19 protein-coding genes are annotated in these 19,462 nt (G+C 41.0%); 8 read left to right on the top strand and 11 right to left on the bottom strand.

Annotated elements, in window-relative coordinates; genetic code table 11:
* The first annotated feature begins 269 nt into the window (after nt 1–269).
* From A5875_RS23665 to A5875_RS11770, 3 genes are read left to right on the top strand one after another with little or no spacing between them, the layout of a single operon-like run.
* On the top strand, nt 270–413 hold the full coding sequence (locus tag A5875_RS23665) for a hypothetical protein (protein WP_176244665.1): 144 nt from the start codon (nt 270–272) through the stop codon (nt 411–413).
* Nucleotides 388–1,149: a winged helix-turn-helix domain-containing protein gene (locus tag A5875_RS11775; protein ID WP_088933769.1), complete on the top strand. Its 762-nt coding sequence runs from the start codon at nt 388–390 to the stop codon at nt 1,147–1,149. The genes A5875_RS23665 and A5875_RS11775 overlap by 26 nt, the downstream gene beginning before the upstream one ends.
* An 18-nt stretch (nt 1,150–1,167) precedes the next feature.
* Nucleotides 1,168–3,177 (top strand): MucBP domain-containing protein, encoded by a 2,010-nt coding sequence (locus A5875_RS11770; protein WP_088933768.1) that lies wholly within the window; start codon nt 1,168–1,170, stop codon nt 3,175–3,177.
* A 42-nt stretch (nt 3,178–3,219) separates the two neighbouring features.
* Here the strand turns inward: A5875_RS11770 and A5875_RS11765 are convergent, their stop codons facing one another.
* The 3 genes from A5875_RS11765 to A5875_RS11755 all read right to left on the bottom strand — a co-directional run bounded on the left by A5875_RS11765 (nt 3,220) and on the right by A5875_RS11755 (nt 5,561).
* On the bottom strand, nt 3,220–3,867 hold the full coding sequence (locus A5875_RS11765; RefSeq protein ID WP_088933767.1) for a TetR/AcrR family transcriptional regulator: 648 nt from the start codon (nt 3,865–3,867) through the stop codon (nt 3,220–3,222).
* Nucleotides 3,868–4,117: 250 nt separating this feature from the next.
* On the bottom strand, nt 4,118–5,005 hold the full coding sequence (locus tag A5875_RS11760) for a VOC family protein (protein WP_088933766.1): 888 nt from the start codon (nt 5,003–5,005) through the stop codon (nt 4,118–4,120).
* A 118-nt stretch (nt 5,006–5,123) separates the two neighbouring features.
* Entirely contained in the window at nt 5,124–5,561 is a 438-nt protein-coding gene (locus tag A5875_RS11755) for a flavodoxin domain-containing protein (protein ID WP_088933765.1), read from the bottom strand.
* 125 nt (nt 5,562–5,686) lie between these two features.
* Here A5875_RS11755 and A5875_RS11750 point away from each other — a divergent pair, with 125 nt between their 5' ends.
* Entirely contained in the window at nt 5,687–6,157 is a 471-nt protein-coding gene (locus tag A5875_RS11750) for a MarR family winged helix-turn-helix transcriptional regulator (protein ID WP_088933764.1), read from the top strand.
* Nucleotides 6,158–6,297: 140 nt separating this feature from the next.
* Here A5875_RS11750 and A5875_RS11745 read toward each other — a convergent pair whose 3' ends face one another.
* Nucleotides 6,298–6,789, bottom strand: a complete 492-nt coding sequence (locus tag A5875_RS11745; protein WP_088933763.1) for an AraC family transcriptional regulator — start codon at nt 6,787–6,789, stop codon at nt 6,298–6,300.
* A 36-nt stretch (nt 6,790–6,825) separates the two neighbouring features.
* Nucleotides 6,826–7,203 carry a helix-turn-helix domain-containing protein gene (locus A5875_RS11740; protein WP_088933762.1) on the bottom strand — a complete coding sequence of 126 codons (378 nt, stop codon included), beginning with the start codon at nt 7,201–7,203 and terminating at the stop codon, nt 6,826–6,828.
* 252 nt (nt 7,204–7,455) lie between these two features.
* On the opposite strand from A5875_RS11740, the gene A5875_RS11735 reads away from it, so the two are divergent.
* Nucleotides 7,456–8,316: a VOC family protein gene (locus tag A5875_RS11735; RefSeq protein ID WP_088933761.1), complete on the top strand. Its 861-nt coding sequence runs from the start codon at nt 7,456–7,458 to the stop codon at nt 8,314–8,316.
* Nucleotides 8,317–8,385: 69 nt separating this feature from the next.
* Here A5875_RS11735 and A5875_RS23660 read toward each other — a convergent pair whose 3' ends face one another.
* The 4 genes from A5875_RS23660 to A5875_RS11720 form a co-directional block, all read right to left on the bottom strand.
* On the bottom strand, nt 8,386–8,538 hold the full coding sequence (locus A5875_RS23660) for a hypothetical protein (RefSeq protein ID WP_171004957.1): 153 nt from the start codon (nt 8,536–8,538) through the stop codon (nt 8,386–8,388).
* 161 nt (nt 8,539–8,699) lie between these two features.
* The gene (locus tag A5875_RS11730; RefSeq protein ID WP_088933760.1) at nt 8,700–8,975 is read right to left on the bottom strand and encodes a CD3324 family protein; all 276 of its coding nucleotides are present in this window, start codon (nt 8,973–8,975) and stop codon (nt 8,700–8,702) included.
* Between the two features lie 164 nt (nt 8,976–9,139).
* Nucleotides 9,140–10,750, bottom strand: a complete 1,611-nt coding sequence (locus tag A5875_RS11725; protein ID WP_088933759.1) for an amidohydrolase — start codon at nt 10,748–10,750, stop codon at nt 9,140–9,142.
* A gap of 3 nt (nt 10,751–10,753) precedes the next feature.
* Nucleotides 10,754–12,139: an APC family permease gene (locus A5875_RS11720; RefSeq protein WP_176244664.1), complete on the bottom strand. Its 1,386-nt coding sequence runs from the start codon at nt 12,137–12,139 to the stop codon at nt 10,754–10,756.
* Between the two features lie 495 nt (nt 12,140–12,634).
* Here A5875_RS11720 and A5875_RS11715 point away from each other — a divergent pair, with 495 nt between their 5' ends.
* Entirely contained in the window at nt 12,635–13,030 is a 396-nt protein-coding gene (locus A5875_RS11715; protein WP_088933758.1) for a VOC family protein, read from the top strand.
* A 199-nt stretch (nt 13,031–13,229) separates the two neighbouring features.
* Here A5875_RS11715 and guaA read toward each other — a convergent pair whose 3' ends face one another.
* Together guaA and coaA are read right to left on the bottom strand one after the other, a co-directional pair.
* The gene (guaA, locus tag A5875_RS11710; RefSeq protein ID WP_088933757.1) at nt 13,230–14,798 is read right to left on the bottom strand and encodes a glutamine-hydrolyzing GMP synthase; all 1,569 of its coding nucleotides are present in this window, start codon (nt 14,796–14,798) and stop codon (nt 13,230–13,232) included.
* Nucleotides 14,799–14,853: 55 nt separating this feature from the next.
* Nucleotides 14,854–15,777, bottom strand: a complete 924-nt coding sequence (gene coaA, locus A5875_RS11705) for a type I pantothenate kinase (RefSeq protein ID WP_088933756.1) — start codon at nt 15,775–15,777, stop codon at nt 14,854–14,856.
* Nucleotides 15,778–16,293: 516 nt separating this feature from the next.
* Here coaA and A5875_RS11700 point away from each other — a divergent pair.
* The gene (locus A5875_RS11700) at nt 16,294–18,360 is read left to right on the top strand and encodes a BglG family transcription antiterminator (RefSeq protein WP_088933755.1); all 2,067 of its coding nucleotides are present in this window, start codon (nt 16,294–16,296) and stop codon (nt 18,358–18,360) included.
* A gap of 76 nt (nt 18,361–18,436) precedes the next feature.
* Nucleotides 18,437–19,459, top strand: a complete 1,023-nt coding sequence (locus A5875_RS11695) for a zinc-binding dehydrogenase (protein WP_088933754.1) — start codon at nt 18,437–18,439, stop codon at nt 19,457–19,459.
* Nucleotides 19,460–19,462 lie beyond the last annotated feature (3 nt).

Raw genomic sequence — 19,462 nt, 5'->3', positions numbered from 1 at the left:
GTTGCGACATGAAACACAATAAAAATCAATAGATAAAAACTTTCAAATGATTGATTTCGATTATTTTCTTAAAAATATACTGCTAAAAGAATAAAAATAAAGCTCCTATTAAAGAGTAATTACATTTTATGATGATTTTTAAGTTAAAATAATCTTGACAAAGTTAGTGTTTACTAGTATATATAAATAAACTAGTGAGCGCTAGTTTATATATTAGTTAACTTTCAGTGTAAATATAAAATGAAAATAATTTGTATGGAAAAGCGCGAATGAATGAAGCAACAGCGCATCATTTTAAGGAAGGTTTGATCGGCGTAAGAGGAGCTATTTCTTATGTCTTCATTTTTAGATTGAACAAGATTTTAAAAAAAAGGGAGGAATCAGGTAATGACAAAAGTATTGCTGCTGAGTAAAAATCATACGATTGAACCTAATCTTGAGAATATTTTGCAACGAGTGAATGCCGAATTTTATTGCTCTTCAAGTTTATTTTATCAAGCGAAGGAACACATTCAGGTGATCCAATATTTTTCACTGGTGATTATTTGCGATACGATTTCCAATGTTGAACTAACCCAATACATCAAGGGAATCAAGGACTGCGGTATCCCGCTTTTCAGAATGGGTAACAAAAGTCAGATCGGCGCGACAGAATTTGCTTGGCTGGATAATGATATCGACTATTGGATCGAACCAGGCGACAGTGATTCTGAGATCATCGACAAGATCGCCCGCGCGAGCTTTTATAAGAAGCAAACCGTGCAGCCGGCAAAGGAAGAGGGCTTTTCGGGGCAGAATTATTCGAACTTTATCAACCGTCTATCAAAAAGAGAGCTGCAGCTGCTGGTCTATCTTTATGAAGCGAATGGCGACACAGTGGCTAGAGAGATCCTCTGTCAAAAAATGTGGCAGAAGAAAATGTCTCATGCGGGCTTTTCTAATCTGTCTGCCATCGCGAAACGTCTGAAGCTGAAAATGTTAGCGGCCGGCATCGATACGGAGGGTATGGGCTCTAGCTGGGGGCAAGGCTATTTTCTTCAGGCGCCATTTCTGCAATTTCTGAAGAACAATGATTTCGATAAGTATTTAACGATCATTTCTCAGACTGTTGAAACACAATGTGAAGTAACAACGCAAACCGAAAACTAAATTCAAAGGAGCGAACACATGAAAAAGTTAGGTATGAAGTTGGTTGTTTTATTGTTTTGCTGCAACATCGTTTTAGGCGGAGGAGCTCCGGCATTAAGCGCGTATGCTGCTGAGGACAACACGAGTCGAGCGAGCGAAGCGGTCGAAACGTGGATGCCTGATCCAAATCTAAGAAAAGCGGTCGCCTATTATTTGGGAGAGATCGATCCCAGTCAGATAACCAAAGAGGCGATGGCGAGTTTGAATATGCTTACCTTCGACCAATACACTTTAGATATTCCAGAAGGGACGGTCATTGATTTTACAGGACTGGAATATGCCGGTGAGCTGTTGACTCTTGATACGACTTATATCGTTGCTGAAAATGTTCCAACGATCAAAGTAGCAGCAGATTCGTTGGTGTATGTGATGCCAAATGTATTAAAGCAACTGGAAAATTCAGGTAATGTTGCACAGCTGCAAATTGGCAATCGCTACGACGATGGTGTTCCGGCTAGTGAGCTTGTTGGCTTAGGAGAGTATATCCATCGTTTAAATCCTACAGACTATTTGCGAATCTTTTCTAAAGACATGGCGGACTTTTCTTCGATCGGAATTCAGTCAGAAGCTTTAACTGAGCTTTGGTCCGCTGAATTTGTTACGCAATCAGAATTAACGCTGCCGAATTTAATGCTGGAAAAAGGTCATACTGGAGAGTTTCTCTACAAACAAGAGACACTCAAGGATTTCATGGGAAATTCGCTTCTTTCAAGCACGACGCATTCATCACCACCAATGACTGTGTTTTTGAATGAGGATAAAGAAGAAATCACTTATCCAATGGTTGATTACACCGAGGAAGGAATGGAGTTTGAGAGTATTCCTGATGAGGCGGCTTATGTTCGCGTTGAATTTATGAGACTTCCTACTCGTGCTGGTACGAGGGCATTAGACTATGGGGTTTATAGCTTGCGGGCTTTGATCCCGATCGTAAGATTCCAGCCTGGAGCTGATGTTACGGTGAAGTATCAGGATGAAGATGGCGAACAGGTTGCTGACGAAGAGCTCTTGACGGGAAATGTTGGAGACACGTATGTTTCCGAACAAAAGATTGTTGACGGCTATACCTTCAAAGAAGTCCAAGGCGAACCAACCGGACTGTTTACCGATCAGCCTAAAACAGTCACTTATATCTACACGAAGACCCCTGAACAAGCAGGAGACGTGACAGTAAAATATCAAGACACGGCAGGAGAAACGCTTGCTGACGATGTATTGTTGACGGGAAATATCGGCGACACGTATGTTTCCGAACAAAAGACGATTGACGGCTATACGTTTAAAGAAGTCCAAGGCGTTCCAACTGGCCCATTCACGAGCCAGCCGCAAACGGTCACTTATGTGTATAAGAAAGACACTTCAGCCGAAACTGCGAAAGTCACGGTGAATTATCAGGATGAAGCTGGAAAAACGCTCGCTGATACTATTACACTGACAGGTGAAGTAGGCGGGAAATACACCTCTGAACAAAAGGAAATCGCTGGCTATACCTTCAAAGAAGTACGGGGAAATGCAGCCGGCACCTTTACCGCGCAGCCGCAGGAAGTCACTTACGTCTATACCAAGGCAACAGTGAAGACCAAAGCTGCGACAGTGACAGCCAAATATCAAGACGAAGACGGCAAGAGCATTTCCGAGGATGTCGTATTAACTGGAAATATCGGAGCAGACTACAAGACAGAACAAAAAATAATTGACGGCTACGACTTCAAGGAAGTAAAAGGAACCGCCGCCGGAAAATTCACGGACAAAGCACAGCAGGTAGTCTATATATATAAGAAGAAACTCGCTGCTGCTGACGGTCCAACAGATACTAATGGCACGACGACCAACGTCCATTCCATTACCAGCATCTACGGCTGGCAGGGAAAAATCCTCCCTAAAACCGGGGAAGAAACAAAGCTTTCTCACGTCATGACTTTAGCGGGAATCACGTTGATTTTCGGATTAGGAAGCTATCTATTTGTACTAAAAAGAAGAAAAAGCTAATTAAAAAGGAAGCCGCGACAAATTTGTCGGGCTTCTTTTGCTTTACTTAGGATCAACGCGATAGAGCTGGTCGAATTGTTGGATATGGTTTTCTAAATAGGTGAGGTTCTCCTGAACCAGATCGGGGCGGATGTCACAGCGCCGAATAAGAAAGTGCATCGGTGCATAAAAGTGCATAGCGGTAGTGTAGGGGTCCGCCTTAATAAAAGTTCCTTGCTGGATCAACTCGTTAAACAGGGAAGTCAGGTAGTGCATGGGGGAATCAAAGAACAATTCGTTGTATAGATCGCCGGCGAATTTTTGGATATGCTGTTCAGAAACAAGCAGCTTTCTGATTTTGGACGCCGTTTCATCCGTTAAATAGAAGATAAACGCATCAACAAACATTTCTGTCAGGTCCTCTGCCGATATATCTACATACAAGCCTTCCGTCTCAAGGGCCAATGGCAAAAGATAGGTATCGTTCGCCTCATTTAAAATCTCAGCCGCCTCAATCAAGATCGTATCGAAGATTTCTTGCTTGCTCTTATAGTGGTTGTAAAGCGAGCTGTCCTTGATACCTACAGCTTGCGCGATCTCTTTTACGGATACGCCGTCATAACCATGCTCAGAAAAGAGCGTTAAAGCTTCTTGCCAGATCCGTTCTTTCGTATTCTTTATAATCGTTGCCTCCTTTGACAGCTTTTCCATAAATTAATTATTACAAAAAAACTTAGTTCGCTGAATATTCAATAATCGCGTGGTATTTGATGTCGTATATACAAGATTATAAATACATTTAGTATCATATATACTAATAAAATTTTGCATTGTCAATGGTTAGCGGGTGTGAGTATAAACGATTAATTAGGAGGAGTGTAATAATTTGCGGCTGTCGTGGCGGACAAAACAAAAAAAGCATGGAATGAACGAACTTATGTCATTCCATGCTTTGGATTTATTAGCTTTCTGGATAGAGATTCGCTTCGATCTCCTTCCGCTGATCCGCTAAAAACGGCGGTAGGACAAAACTTGTGCCTAAGCTTTCTAAGGACTCATCGATCGTAAAGCCGGGAGTAAGCGTGGCGAATTCCATCCGATTCCCGCCAGGCTCACGAATATAAAGGCTCTTAAAGTATCCGCGGGAAACCATTTTTTCGATCTGCCAACCCTGTTTCTCCGCGCGACGATAAAGCTCATCCAGCGCCGCATCATCCGCGACCGCAAAAGCGATATGATCCACACTGCCTCGCCCCATATGCGTAGGCTCATCCGAATCAGTCGGCAAAATCTCAAGAAAGTCCGTATCATTTAACTGAATCCGCCGATCAACAGTCGGCCAGCCCAGAAACTGCTCAAAAAATTCGCTCGTCGCCTGCTGCTCCTTCACATGAATCTGGCTAGAATTCAAGCCTAAAATTTGTTTCTCCGCAGGAATCTCATTTTCGACCTGCTGCTCTGGCGCTAACGGCGGCAAATCCGTTTCTGTCAAAACAACCGCCACCTGATCCGCATCAAAGAAGTGTAGTTGCCGCCCGCTGATCGTATAGTCGACCTGATAATGCTCTAGGCGCTCTTGCCAATAAACCAAACTATTTTGCGGCAGCTTCAAACCAATCGTCGCGATAAAATTCCGATTCTCATAGCGATGCCCCAAATGCGGCACGATAAAAAACGTCACGACACTGCCAGGCGAACCTTGATAATCACCATAATAGTAATGAAGCATTCGATGATTCTCCTGATTGACCGTGTTTTTAACAAACCGCAGCCCTAAAATTTCGGTATAGAAGCGCACATTTTCCTGCCGATCTTTGGTTAGTAATGAAATGTGGTGAAATGCTACCATGAGAATCCCTCGCTTTTTACTTACTTTTAATAAGTATAAGTGGAAAGACTTTTTTAGACAAGCCAAGCGACTTTGCGATCGAAAAAATATTTCTTATAACTCTTTTTGAAGCAGGAGATTACGTTTCTTTTAACAAGCTTATCGCTGCCTCTATTTTTTGAATGTCGATTCCTCTTAATTCTTGGTCTTCTTTTAAGGGAAGCCAGTGCTGCTTATACCCGCCAAATGATTCTGCAAATAGGGCGTGTTCACGCAGCTCTGGTTTAAAGACTTTATTGAGAATTTCCTCGACTGATTTAGGTTTTCCGTTACAAATAAAAAGCGCCAACTCTTTTGTCAGCAGCACCGCCAAATTTTCTTTCAAAAAATCCCTCATTGGTTTATAGATGGTATTATTTTTCACACCAGCGCCTAAAATAATTCTGTCGTAGTCCTGTAAATTAAAGGAGTCTGTTTCTAGGTTATAGAGATCGCAAGCAGGAAGCTCCTTTTGGATAAGTTTTGCACATTCGAAGCTTGCACCGCTGTTGGTCGCATACACAATAATTGTTTTCAAGCTGAATCCTTTCTAAGCCCCGCTTTGCTATTTTCAAGAAGATTTGATAAGATAAAAAAAGTTTATCTCTTTTGAAGAGTATCTTGATAAACGAGATAAAATCAGTATAGGATGGAGAATTGATAATGTCAATAAATCAACAATCAGACGAATATCAAGAATTTACGAAAACACTTAGAAAATTCGGTGTGAAGAACATTTTGAATCAGCAGCAAATCGCCTCTGCACTTCATATTTCCAACTATGATTTTATTACGATTCAGATATTGGAAGAGACTGGAGCAATCACAGCAGGGGAGCTTGCCAAACGCACTGATTTATCGACCGGATCAGTCACCGCACTAATTGATCGTTTGGAAAAGGCGAACTTCGTCAAAAGAGAGCTGGACACTAAAGACCGGCGGAAGGTGAATATTGTTCCGATTTATGGCGAACGTAAAGATGTTCAGACACTTTATGAACCTCTGAATGAATCAATGTTAGCGTTGATCCAATCCTATGATGAAACAGCCAGAGCTCAGATTATTGATTTTTTGTCAAAAGCAAGCGATGTGTTAGAAGAATCGAAGCAGCAGGTAAAAGATCTGAAGCTTTAGTCTGATCGTTAGAGTAGGGTAGCAACGTGACCTAAATAATAGATCGTATAATTCAAAGAGCTGGCTTCCCTTGTTGAACAAGAGGAAGCCAGCTCTTTCTCGCTTTAAAAAAAATCCAAGAGGAACTGGAAACCGCAGAATCAATTTATTGGAATATAGATATCGGTAAAGCTCCTATCCTTAAAATTTTTCGGCGGTTCAGTTACAAATAGTTCGAAAGGTACAGCATCGCGCGCCTTTTTTTCGTCTTTAAAGAGCCATTCTTGATACATGTATTGCCAAGCATCCCCGTATTCTTTTGCGGATAATTCAAAATGCCCCACTCCGAACTTGCCTGAGATACTAGACAAGCAGATATTGCCGCGCTCTTCTACTACTGCATCGTTTGGGATGGTCATAGCTACACTTGTCCGCAGGTTCTTCTCATCTGTAATAAATGGATTATCATCGTAGATTGTTAGTACCTTGGTTTTATTTGGGATGATGAGATTATTTTCTGTTGCGAATTGAAAAAGTTCGTTAAACAGTTTTCGGCTTTGCTTCCTGAATTCCGCGTAGCTTCCTCTGAAACGAATATAGATGATTTTCAAGTCATCTAAGCTTTCTGTTGTAATACTTGTAGGTTTAATCATTTTTTACGCCCTCCATCTTTGTTAAGAATAACTCCATTATTTCATGCTTTTATTGAAACCTCTTGTCATTTCTTGCTGTTTCCGATAGTTTGAGGGGTTGATTCCAAAATGTTTTTTGAACGCTCTGCTGAAAGAACTGGCATCGTTATACCCATATTTCAAAGCAATTTCGGTTAGTGAGATGGAGGAAGCGACAGATAGAAAAATAGCTGCACGCTCTAACTTGAATCTTGTTACAAATTCCTTCAATGTTTCGGAAGAATATTTTTTAAAGATTCGGTGGAAATGAAACGCTGAGAAGTGAGCATTATTAGCTAGATCGCTTAAAGATATTGGCTCTGCGAGATGTCGTTCAATGTAATCTTCGGTTTTATTGATTAACCGTATATAGCTTTGTTCTGTTGACTCTTCCACAACCTTGCTCTCCTTTAAGTGATTTCTTTATTCCATTATAGAAGACTATCCTCCTTTTTCGAAATAAAAAAAAGTTAGAAAGGATCGTTCTTCTTTTGCTTAGGTAAAGAAGCCCATTTTTTCAACTTATTTAACGGATAACAGATTAATGATAAGCCGGAAGTTTTACTTACAAATAGTAAGATGTTATGGTGAACTCAAGAAACTAATAGAGAGACTTCACTTGAGTTATCTCATTCAGGAGGATTTACCATGACAGTGATTATTCCAACCTTTCAATTAAACGCCGCCGCCCACATCGGACGAGTAGCCTTGAAAGTCGCAGACTTAGAAAAAATGACCCGTTTTTACCAAGAAGTAATTGGCTTACAAATTTTAGACCAAACCGCAGCTCAAAGCACTTTAGGAGTCGGCAATACGGTTTTACTAGAATTGCATAAAGTACAGAACCCTCTGCCGGTGACACCAAAAACAGGCTTGTACCATGTGGCTTTCTTATTACCAAGTCGTAAGGATCTGGGCAATACCTTACGCCACTATTTACAAACCAACGCTCCATTAATCGGCGCCAGCGATCACGGCTATAGTGAAGCCTTGTATCTCAATGATCCAGAGGGCAATGGTATCGAAGTCTACCATGACAAACCACAAAGTGAGTGGGATATTCGTGAAGATGGCGAGATAGTAGGCATCACACTTGAGATGGATGCAGAAGGAGTGGTTGTTGCGGGTGACGGTACTTGGGAAGGCTTTCCGGTGGGGACGACGGTCGGACACGTTCACTTAAAAGTAGCCGATCTGCTGCAAACAGAAAAATTTTTCACCGAAGTCTTAGGCTTATCCTTAAAAAATAATTTTGGCCATCAAGCCAAATTTTTTGCCACGGGGGATTACCATCATCATGTCGGGTCCAACATCTGGATGGGAAAAAATATTCCCGCGATGACAGAGCAGGACTTAGGATTAGATTATTTCAGCTTCTTAGTGCCAGATCAAGCCGAGCTGGATCGTTTAGAAAATCACTGGAAAAACCAGATAGAATATACCAAGGATGAGAACGGCAGCTTGTGGCTCATTGATCCAAATGGAATTAAGCTGAAGCTTGAAAAATAGAAATAAGAGGCTGAACCATTCTTACTAAATGAATGGTTCAGCCTCTGTTAGTTACCAACGCGTGATCGATCATTTTGATAATGGTCGGCCACGCTTATTTTGTACATGGGGAACATTTTGTTTTCCCGACACTTTATTTTTAGAGTGCTGTTGCGAGCGTTCGAACGCTCTTTTTTTCTTCTCATGAAGCAAATCCTCCAGCTTCGCCTTTGACTGTGTCATGAAGATTCCTCCTTTCAGTGAAATTTGCGATTAGCAATCCGTAATAAATCTCATCTGAATCAAATCCTTTCGTTGTTCTACCTTTAGTATAAAAGAGAAATCCGCAGACGGAGGAACGCTCTTTTATGTAAAAAAAGAAAGAGCCTGAAGTCGGCTCTTTCTTAACATAGTTTTTTCATTGTGCGAATGATTCGCTGGATACTTTTGATATCCAAATAATAGCTGCCAGCCAGCTCACGCGTACTTTTTCCCATCTGATATTCCCGATAGATTTGTTGGTTTCGTCGCTGAAGCATTTCTTTACTAGCAGTTTTGCTGCCCCAGGGCAAGCGGTCCTTTGGTTTCTTTGGAATATAAAGGACGGTACCATTCACATATTTTTGGATCTCTTTTACGATTTCCTCTGGTAGAAGTTCGAATGCGTTTTGATAAGCCATTTCTTATCCTCCTAATAAACTAATCTTTAGGATTCAGCAAAAGCTATTCAAGCATTCCTGCCAAGCTTTTGCTAGGCTTTAATAATAATTACTCCCATGATAATGCTCCTTTCTGGTACTAATTAAATTATAGCATATCAACTGTGAGCAACCGTTGCATTCTATTAGTTACGTTCAAAGACAATAACGCCGCCGATGACAGTCATTCTTGGCTGAATATTTTTGATTTCCTCGGTATCTATTTCAAAAATATCTTCGTCTAAAACAGTAAAGTCTGCCAAGTGGCCTTCAGTAATTCGACCTTTTTCGTTCTCTTTAAATTCCAGATAGCTTGACCCGATCGTATAAGCATCGATGGCGGTATAAATATCGACGCATTCTTCTGAGTAGAAGCCTTCCTCTGGTTGGCCCTGCTGATTCTTTCGTGCGACCGCCGCGTAAATATTCGGGAAGGGATTCAAGTCTTCGACAGGTGCATCCGTCCCATAACCAATCGGTGCACCTAACTCCGCTAATGTCTTAAACGCATAAGACGTACGAGCTAACGCCTTACCCACACGATCCTCCAGAATCTGCAGATCGTAGTCTAAGAAAATTGGCTGGAAAAAGACAGAAATGTCTTTATCTGCGATTTCCTGTAATAATGGTCGATCCGTGATTTGGCAATGGATCAAAGCATGCCGCAATTTATTTTTTCCATCAATAAAGCCTTCTTGATAAGCAGCCACTGTTTCGGCGATCGCTTCATCACCGATGACATGAGTCACGACCTGCAATCCACGCTGGCTTGCGGCTTTCACTAATTCAACCTGCAAATCATACTCCAATGCGCAAACGCCATGATTGTCCGGCTCATCCAGATAACCATCCCGCATCATAGCCGTTTTTGCCCCCAAACTACCGTCTTTAAACATTTTAATCGGACCTAATTTTAGATATTCCTCTTGATAGATCGGCTGCAGTGCTTCTACATTAATAATCTGATCCATTTCCTCTGGCGAATAGGCACAGATTTGATGACGATAACGCACCTTCGTCAAATCCTTTTCATAGATGGCGCGAATCGAATCAAAATCCCCATACGTATTTGGCGCAGCGATGTCATTTGATTGCACACTCGTTAGACCGACGCTGGCCGCATAGTTCAATGCCTTGGACATAAACTGAATCTTTTCCTCAGATGTGTAGTTCGGAATGATTTCTTCGATCCATTGAACAGCATTCTCCGTTAGCACTCCATTTGGATTTCCGAACTCATCGCATTCGATTGTGCCGCCGCGAGGAGGGGGCGTGTCTTTTGTGATAATTTTCATCGCCAGCGCTTTAGAATTGACCGCGCAAATATGGCCGCATACTCGTTCCAAAATAACCGGAATCTCCGTAGAAATCTGATCGACATCATGGACATTTAGCACTCTTTTTTCTCCAGAGGTAAACAAGTCCTGATTCCAGCCCATTGTTCGGACACCATTTTTAGTCAACTCAGGATTTTTTGCGATGAACTCTTTTGTTAATTCGATGATTTCTTCGATTGAACGGCAGCTGGATAAATCCACCTGTAAATAAGCAGCACCGACACAAGAAATATGGCAGTGGGAATCATTCAAACCAGGGATGATCGTTTTTCCAGTCAGGTCGATAACCTCATCATAGCCTAACTCCTGCAGATCGGCTTTTTTGCCAACGGCACGAATGCGATCGTCTTCAACCAACACTGCCTCTGCGAATTCCTCTCTAGCAACATAAAATTTTCCGCCGGTAAATAATTTTTTCATCCGTTATGCCTTCTTTCTTTTAAGTTGTCGATCAAAGTACCAATACACTAAGATTCCAAGCACCTGCACACCCATACCTAAAATCGCATTTTGACTATCTTCGGTAAATGTATTGATCAGCAGTCCGATAAATAAAACCGCAGTGATCAAGACAGTCCAAGGATATCCAGCTACGCGATACGGCCGATGCAATTCAGGATAACGTCTGCGCATTACCCAGACAGCAATAATCGTCAAGAGATTATACAGCATCGCAGTAAACACAACTAAGGAAGTTAATTGATCCAAGTTGCGTGAAAAGACCAAGGCGATCGAAAGAAGCATTTGGACCAAGATAGATGCGGTCGGTACTTTATATTTTGGATGCAATTTAGCGAAGGATTTAAAGAAATGCCCTTCAACGGCCATCGCATAATACATCCGCGGCTGCGCAATGATCAGACCATTGATCCCGCCAAACATTGCTAGGATCATACCCAAAGATACGATGATCCCGCCCCAGTTGCCCAGCACACTTCTAGCCGCTTCAGTACCTAGATAAAGGTTCCCGTTCTCAATGTTCGTCGCGATCGCATCATAAGGAAGCACCTTATAAATCGCAAAATTAAACAAAGTATACAAAATCGTGATCCCGCCGATCCCAACGATTAGGGCTTTAGGCAAGTTTTTCTTAGGATTTTTCATTTCCTCTGTCATAGAATTCAGATTTGTCCAGCCCTCATACGCCCACAAACTGGCGACAGTAGCGAAGGCGATCATAGGAATAATATCGAAAAACGACGCATCAGGATTCGTCTTCGGTATCAACGACAGATCCGGCTGCTCCGTTCCTAAAAATAATGCGGCAAATAAAATGATCAAAATCGGAATCAGCTTCGCGACCATAGAAACATTTTGTAAAAAGGCGCCCTGTTTGATCCCGAATAAATTATAGACCGTCAATAAAATAATCAAGACCGTCGCGATTATTTTCACCTGCATATCCGAGATAGTCCAAAAGCTTCTCATAGCAGTAGGTAGGGCGATCGCCATCGCAGCGATTGAACCAGGACCACCGATCAGCCAATCCGTAAAGCCACGCAAAAAGCCGACTGCCGGATGAAACGCTTCGGTCAAATAAACCGTCGAACCGCCAGCCCGCGGCATACTAACACCTAACTCCGCATAGCATAATCCCGCCAATAAAGTGACTACCCCACCGACGATCCAAGCCAGCAAAGCCAAACCAAGACTCATGCCAGTCCGTTCTAAAACATAAGACCCTAAATAAAAAATCCCAGAACCAATCATGATTCCGCCAATAATACTGACCCCGCCAAAGACGCCTAATTCCCGATTAAACTCCGTCTCTGTCGTACTCAATTCCTGCAAATGTTTCTCTTGCTCCATTCATTAACTCCCCCTTAAGTAAATGTCCAAATATTCTGAAAAAAACAATTTCAAATTAAGCAGACCAAAAGCTCAGCCTGCTCAACTTAAATGTTTTAATTCCCTGAGTAATACAACCCTTTTTTAGATTCTAAAAACGACACCAACGTCTTGATGAAAATAGGTAATAAGATACTTTGCTAAATTAACGAAAAAATAACTATGAACATTACTAAAAAATATTTCGTTTCGCTAAACAAGATATTTCGTAGCAATCCCTTTTATAATTCGTTAAAAGTAATGAAAGCGATTATATAGATTAACAATTCCATTCTATCAGAAAAAAACATTTTGAGAAGGTTGGATTTAAGAAGAGGGATTTTCAAATAGTAACAAGAAGTTCAGAGATGGAAGAGGAGAGTATGGCAATCCGATTTCTGATTGGGAAATGCTGGATTATAGCATTATTGAACATGCTATAATAATGAAGAAAACTTATTTTGGAGGGCTATATTCATGGTGACACCTTATATAATTTTTTACAGACAATGCGAAGAAGCGATGGATTATTATGAAAAGATTTTTTCTGGCAAAAACAAAGAAATTCTTAGATACAATGACTACATCCCTGACGGAGTCACCGAAGACGTAAGCAATTATGTCCTTCATGGAAAGATGGAACTATTTGATACCGAAATTACCTTCGCAGATGAATTTTCTAAGCCCGTTGTTTCTGGAAACAACATCCATTTAACAATACATCCCAGTGATTTAGCTGAAGGCACAAAAATGTATAACGAGCTAAAAGAAAAAGGCGAAGTATTCCTTCCGCCTACAGAAACTTTCTACAGCCCGCTGCACACTGTCGTTCAAGATAAATTTGGAATTGTGTGGAATATCATAGTCATTTAAGTTGTTTCCGTAAATCTGGTTAGCTAGGTTGTGGATATGATGAAAGTTTAAACTTTTTAATGATGAAAAAAATCCTTTGCCGTTTTATCGACAAAGGATTTTTTGTAGGGAACCATCTTATTTTTAATGAAAATCAAGCACTTTTGCAATTGAAGAATGTTGATTTATAGGCATTCCCCATCCATATTATGTTGGCTCTTTATTCCCACTCCACCGTAGCAGGCGGCTTAGACGTAATATCATACACGATCCGGTTAACATGAGCGACTTCATTCACGATCCGAACAGAGATTTTTTGCAGGACATCCCAAGGAATTCGAGCAAAGTCTGCGGTCATACCATCGATTGAAGTTACTGCACGGATACCGACTGTGTAATCATACGTACGACCGTCTCCCATAACACCGACTGAACGGATGCCGGGTAGGACAGTGAAGTATTGCCAGATATCGCGGTCAAGACCGGCGTTGGCAATTTCTTCACGTAAGATCGCGTCTGATTCGCGGACGATTTCTAGTTTTTCTTCTGTTAATTCGCCAAGGACGCGGATACCTAGACCTGGTCCCGGGAATGGTTGACGCCAAACGATAGAGTCAGGCATACCAAGCTGTGTTCCTAATTCGCGGACTTCGTCTTTGAATAGGGTATTTAGCGGTTCGATCAATTCGAACTGCATGTCTTCTGGTAAACCGCCTACGTTATGGTGTGATTTGATTGTTTGAGCCGTTTCTGTACCAGATTCGATTACATCGGTATAAAGCGTTCCTTGAGCTAAGAAGGAAATGCCTTCTTCACCAGCAAGCTTCGTTGCTTCATCGTCAAAGACATAGACGAATTCGTTACCGATGATTTTACGTTTTTGTTCTGGATCAGAAACGCCGGCTAATTTGTTTAAGAAGCGATCTTTAGCATCGACTTTAATGATGTTCAAGCCGAATTTTCCGCCTAGTGCTTCCATTACTTGTTCGCCTTCGTCTTTACGTAATAGACCGTGGTCTACGAAAATCGAGGTCAATTGGTCGCCGATCGCTTTTTGTAAAAGCACACCAACGACACTTGAGTCCACGCCGCCTGATAGGCCAAGCAGGACTTTTTTATCGCCGACTTGTTCGCGGATTTTTGCGACTTGCATATCGATGAAGTTGTCCATGCTCCAGTCGCCTTTACATTGACACACATCTAGGGCAAAGTGACGTAATAAGTCGTTGCCGTATTCTGAATGGCGTACTTCTGCGTGGAATTGGATTCCGTAGAAGTTGCGGTTGGTGTCTTGGATCGCTGCGATCGGGCAGTCTTTGCTGGTGCCGACTTTTTCAAAGCCTTCTGGAACTTGTGTCACCAAGTCGCCGTGACTCATCCAAACAGTTTGTTCTTTTGGTGTTCCGGCAAATAGGACAGCATCGTCAGAAATAACTTCCAAGGTTGCTTGACCGTATTCACGATTTTTAGCGGGTTCGACTTTTCCGCCTAAGTTATATGTGATCAACTGCATGCCGTAGCAGATACCTAAGACTGGAATCCCTAATTCAAAGATTTTTGGATCGATGGAGAAGGCTCCTTCGTCATAGACACTGTTTGGGCCACCTGATAAGATGATCCCTTTTGGATTCATGGCTTTGACTTCTTCAGCAGTGATGCGGTGGCTCATAAGTTCTGAGAAGACACCGAATTCACGGATACGACGAGTGATTAATTGGTTATACTGACTACCATAATCAAGTACAATGATCTTTTCTACGTTTGTCATTTCGGTAGAAACGTTTGTCACAATTATTACCCCTTTTCAAGTTTTATTATAAAAGAAAGCAAGCTTTCTTTATAAGCTAGTATTTACGCAAATAAATTTCATCAATGATATGATGCTTTGCCTTGTGCAAGATAATATCAGCTCGACCTCGTGTTGGCAAGATATACTCTTCCAAATTCTTCAAGTTGACATTTTTCCAGACATCTTGGGCCATCGAAAGGGCGGCTTTGCGATCCCCGATAGCATATTCATAATAGTAGTTGTCCGGATCTTTAAAAGCGGTATCCAGCAAGGATTCGAAACGCTCCAAATACCATCTTTCCACCATCTTCGGATCAGCATCCACATAAATCGACAGATCAAAAAAGTCGCTGACATAGATTTGCTGATTGGCCGGCAGCTGCAAAGTATTGATTCCTTCCACGATCAAAATATCTGGAGAATCGATCATTTCGTATTCGCCGTCCACGATATCATAGACATCATGAGAATATTTTGGGATCGGAATATTTTCTTTGCCGGATTTCACTTCATTTAAGACATCGATCAATTTTTCCATGTCGTAGCTTTCAGGAAATCCTTTGCGATCCATGATCCCGCGTTCTTCTAAAACAGCGTTCGGATACAAGAAACCATCTGTGGTGATCAGCTGCACCGTTTGATGTTTGAATAAGCGGTCCAATAAGGTCTGTAATAAACGAGCGGTGGTACTTTTTCCGACAGCCACACTTCCGGCGATCCCGATAATAAAAGGCGGCATCTTTACATAGCGATGCAGGAACAACCCTTTACTTAAAGTTAGCGACTCAAAATCTTTCATATAAAGATGGATCAAATGACACAAAGGTACATAAACATCGGCCACATCCTTCATTGAGATTTGGTCGTTCAAACTTTTGATATTATCAAGCTCTGCTTGCGTTAACGGTGTGTTTCCCGGTGTGTAGAAATCTTGCCACTGGTCACGGGCGATCCGGAAATAGTTCCCTCTTTCGTTCATAATAACCTCCTTCTAATGAATTCATTTTTCAAAAGGCGAAAAATGAGTTTGATCTTCATTCTGCTAGGTATCTCAGTTCGACTTGGTCAAAGCAATTACGAAGAGAGATGTTGTCATCCTTTGATAACTGCGCTTATTCTACCATAAAAATAGTGATAGAAAGTTGCCCATTCCCAAGAAAATCCGAATAATTTTCTGTTGAGAAACGCTATCTCCCATTTTAGCCGAAAAAAACATAAAAAAGCTATTGTAATGGTAGGAGTTTCATTGTTTTTTTAGTTGCGGGTACAAAAATTCGTGAGATGTTAAGAAAACGGCAGATTTGAAATAAGAGAATCTATATTTTAATTAGGTGATTTTCTTTATGGCGTAGTGAATAATTAACGGGTTGATTGTTCTTTTTAAATACCTTCATCCCATTTCTTGTAGCGGGTGTGCTATTTTTTGAGCCCAATGTTCATGTCTTTATAGAAAACGGTATCATATAATGAATACAACGAAAGGGGGCGAGCAGAAATGTTTCTTGATTCAAGAAGTAGTTTGATTTTGGAAGAATTAGCATCTTATCAAGGTCGTGTATCGATCAAATTGATTATGGAAAAACATTCGCTGAACGCTCGTCAAATAGACTATTCATTAACGAAGCTCAATGATTACTTAGTATACAACGGATTTAGTAAAGTTTTGAAATCCAATGGTGAGTTGATCGCTGATTTTGATTGTTCACAGGTTCTGAGATTGATTCGGAAAGAAAGTAAAAGTATTTATGTGCCTTCCGAATCAGAACGATTGATGATCAGCTTCCTGATGATCATTGGGAAACGCCAGTCGTTATCCTTGCAGGATTTTATCATTGATTTAGATATCAGTAAGAACACAGCACTGAAAAACATTAGAAATTTGAAGCAGTATTTAGTAAAAGAAAAGCTGAAGCTGGATTATTCTCGGAATGATGGCTATGTGGTCAAAGGAAAGGAAAGTAAGATTCGTTTACTTATCAGAGATACAGTTACTAAGCTTTTAGAGGATGAATGGAAGAAAGCTTATTTGCTTGCTTTACTTGATATTGAAGAAGAGGTTCAGGTTTCCACGAGGAAGATCATTCAGATCGAGCATAAATTAGGATTTGTTTATTCAGATGATCGCCATTATGTAAGCGCATTATTGATTGCAATCTTCCTGAGGCGAATCAATGAAGGTTGTTGTATAAAAAAACTGAATAAAGAGATGCAGGAAATTACTACTACTCAAGAGTATGAGGAAATCTGTCAGTGGTTTGATGAAGGGCATAAAATTCCTAAGGAGGAACTGGTCTATTTGACCTTGAATGTTCTTTCGATTGATATCTCAAGCGTTGAAGATGATATTTCTTCTGAGATTCCAGGATTTCGCAGGGCACTAGATGAGATGATCGATTTGTTTGAAAAGCAGGCTTGTATTGTTTTTCTTGATCGAACCTTTCTATTAAGGATGCTGATTCAACATCTTAAACCCGCCTATTATCGAGTGAAGTATTCTTTGAGTTTGCCGAAACGAGTCGATGAAGCATTACTGCATGAGGCGGCGAACAAGGAGTTCAAAGAAATCTATCAAATCGTTAGAGGCTGTATTGCTCCAGTGGAAGAAGTTTTTGGCAGTTCTTTGCCGAAAAATGAACAATACCTGCTGACGTTGATTTTTGCTAGTGAAATGAAAAAAAAGCAAGAAGAAAAGCGCAGGCGCTATCGCGCAGCAGTTGTTTGTTCAGAAGGGATATCTGTTTCAAGAATTCTCTATTTAACCTTATCTGAGTTGTTACCTGAATTGACTTTTTTGACACCTATGTCGGTCAGGGAGCTAAAGCAAGTGGATGAGGCAGAATACGATTTGATTATTTCGCCATTTTATGTCGAAACGAATAAAAAATTGATTACTATCGATCCAGTAATCACGCAGAATAATCGGAATATGATTCGAGAAAAGATTTTGAATCAAATATATGGAATCAACAGCAATCATTTGAGTGTCGAACGAATCATGGACATCATCAAGCAGCACTCCGATGTGTTCAATGAACGGCAGTTACTGACAAATCTGACACAATACATTTATGAAGAACCAGAAAGAAAGTCTGCGCAAGTAGCGCTAACGAAAGAAAATCCGACTTTAGCGGAATTAGTGACCGAGAATTATATCGTAAAAATAAAGCGTGTAACTGATTGGGCAGAAGCGATCAATTGCGCAGCTGTGCCAATGATTGAAAGTGGCGGAATCTTACCAGATTATCCAGCCAAAATTATCGCGAACTATCATGAAATGATTCCCCATATCGTTTTTGGGAAAGAAATTGCAGTCCCTCATGCGAATTTTGAATCAGCAGTCAATCAGTTAGGAATGTGTCTGTTGGTTGTCGAAGAGGGTGTTCGCTTCACAGAACATCAATACGTTCATCTTATTTTATTGTTGGCAACGCCAGATAAGAATTCGCATTTGTCGGCGATGCTGCAACTGCTGGACTTGTCAGCCAATGATCTGGATGTTCAGCAAATAATCACAGCGGAAACGAAGGAAGAGATTCACTCGATTTTGCGGAAATATCAATAATCTGTTAATAACTAGCTAGTTTATTCGAATGACGATTCGAAAAAAATAAATTGTAAATTTTGGAGGTTTTTATCAGATGAAACAAATTGTCTACTATGGTGTACAAGATATTCGATTAAAGGAAGTTGAGGTTCCTCAACCGGGGCCTGGAGAAATTGTTGTAAAGAATAAAGTAACTCTGACTTGTGGAACAGATTGCAAAATGTTTATGCGAGGCTATCGCTATGATCCGCCGCATTTGATTGGTCATGAAGCTGCTGGTGATATTGTCGCGATTGGTGAAGGCGTAACAAAATTCAAACTAGGCGATCGTGTAGTCGCGCATAACACGGCACCTTGTCATAAATGCTACTGGTGTAAAAAAGGGCAATCCTCTATGTGTGTGGATCTACCGTCAAATCTTGGTTCTTACGCTGAATATCAATTGATTCCGAAAAATATTGTAGAAGAAAACACCTTCTTGTTGCCAGATGAAATGGCTTATAAACAAGCGGCGCTGACTGAACCTTTATCATGTGCAGTCTATGGAATTGACCAAGTAGATATTGAGCAGGGGGACAGTGTTGTAGTCAATGGTTGTGGTCCGATTGGTTTGATGTTTATTCGTTTAGCTTATTTAAAAGGTGCTCGCGTAATTGCCTGTGATAGTAAGCCGAATCGTTTGGAATTAGCGCAAAAAATGGGTGCTCGTCATCTGATTGATATCACACAGGTTGATCAAGTTCAAGCTGTTCGTGATTTAGTAGAGGATTCTCGTGGGGTAGATGTAGCGATCGAAGCCGCTGGTTTACCAACTGTTTGGGAGATTGCCTTTAATCAAGTTCGTGCAGGTGGTCAGGTTCTTTGCTTTGGCGGGACCAAGTCAGGTACGAAGGTTACGTTTGACTGTACTAGAATGCACTATGAACAAATTACGGTCAAAGGAGTTTTCCATACGACACCAAGCCATGTGAATGCTGCCTTTGAGCTATTGAAGATGGGCGCTATCTCTGCCGATGATTTTGTTGAACATGAATATTCAATTGAAGAAACTGAAGCCGCAATTCGCGAACATGCCGAAGGAAAAGTAATCAAGAATTGCATCGTATATGAGGATTAGGAG

The sequence above is a fragment of the Enterococcus sp. 3H8_DIV0648 genome, assembly GCF_002140655.1.
Lineage (GTDB): Bacteria > Bacillota > Bacilli > Lactobacillales > Enterococcaceae > Enterococcus_A > Enterococcus_A hulanensis.
This window is presented reverse-complemented; position numbering and strand designations above follow the sequence as displayed.

Bases quoted from the DNA above. Each gene is read 5' to 3' on its own strand.
- A5875_RS23665 (WP_176244665.1), top strand. From the start codon at position 270: ATGAATGAAGCAACAGCGCATCATTTTAAGGAAGGTTTGATCGGCGTA.
- A5875_RS11775 (WP_088933769.1), top strand. From the start codon at position 388: ATGACAAAAGTATTGCTGCTGAGTAAAAATCATACGATTGAACCTAAT.
- A5875_RS11770 (WP_088933768.1), top strand. From the start codon at position 1,168: ATGAAAAAGTTAGGTATGAAGTTGGTTGTTTTATTGTTTTGCTGCAAC.
- A5875_RS11765 (WP_088933767.1), bottom strand. From the start codon at position 3,867: ATGGAAAAGCTGTCAAAGGAGGCAACGATTATAAAGAATACGAAAGAA.
- A5875_RS11760 (WP_088933766.1), bottom strand. From the start codon at position 5,005: ATGGTAGCATTTCACCACATTTCATTACTAACCAAAGATCGGCAGGAA.
- A5875_RS11750 (WP_088933764.1), top strand. From the start codon at position 5,687: ATGTCAATAAATCAACAATCAGACGAATATCAAGAATTTACGAAAACA.
- A5875_RS11745 (WP_088933763.1), bottom strand. From the start codon at position 6,789: ATGATTAAACCTACAAGTATTACAACAGAAAGCTTAGATGACTTGAAA.
- A5875_RS11735 (WP_088933761.1), top strand. From the start codon at position 7,456: ATGACAGTGATTATTCCAACCTTTCAATTAAACGCCGCCGCCCACATC.
- A5875_RS23660 (WP_171004957.1), bottom strand. From the start codon at position 8,538: ATGACACAGTCAAAGGCGAAGCTGGAGGATTTGCTTCATGAGAAGAAA.
- A5875_RS11730 (WP_088933760.1), bottom strand. From the start codon at position 8,975: ATGGCTTATCAAAACGCATTCGAACTTCTACCAGAGGAAATCGTAAAA.
- A5875_RS11725 (WP_088933759.1), bottom strand. From the start codon at position 10,750: ATGAAAAAATTATTTACCGGCGGAAAATTTTATGTTGCTAGAGAGGAA.
- A5875_RS11720 (WP_176244664.1), bottom strand. From the start codon at position 12,139: ATGGAGCAAGAGAAACATTTGCAGGAATTGAGTACGACAGAGACGGAG.
- A5875_RS11715 (WP_088933758.1), top strand. From the start codon at position 12,635: ATGGTGACACCTTATATAATTTTTTACAGACAATGCGAAGAAGCGATG.
- coaA (WP_088933756.1), bottom strand. From the start codon at position 15,777: ATGAACGAAAGAGGGAACTATTTCCGGATCGCCCGTGACCAGTGGCAA.
- A5875_RS11700 (WP_088933755.1), top strand. From the start codon at position 16,294: ATGTTTCTTGATTCAAGAAGTAGTTTGATTTTGGAAGAATTAGCATCT.
- A5875_RS11695 (WP_088933754.1), top strand. From the start codon at position 18,437: ATGAAACAAATTGTCTACTATGGTGTACAAGATATTCGATTAAAGGAA.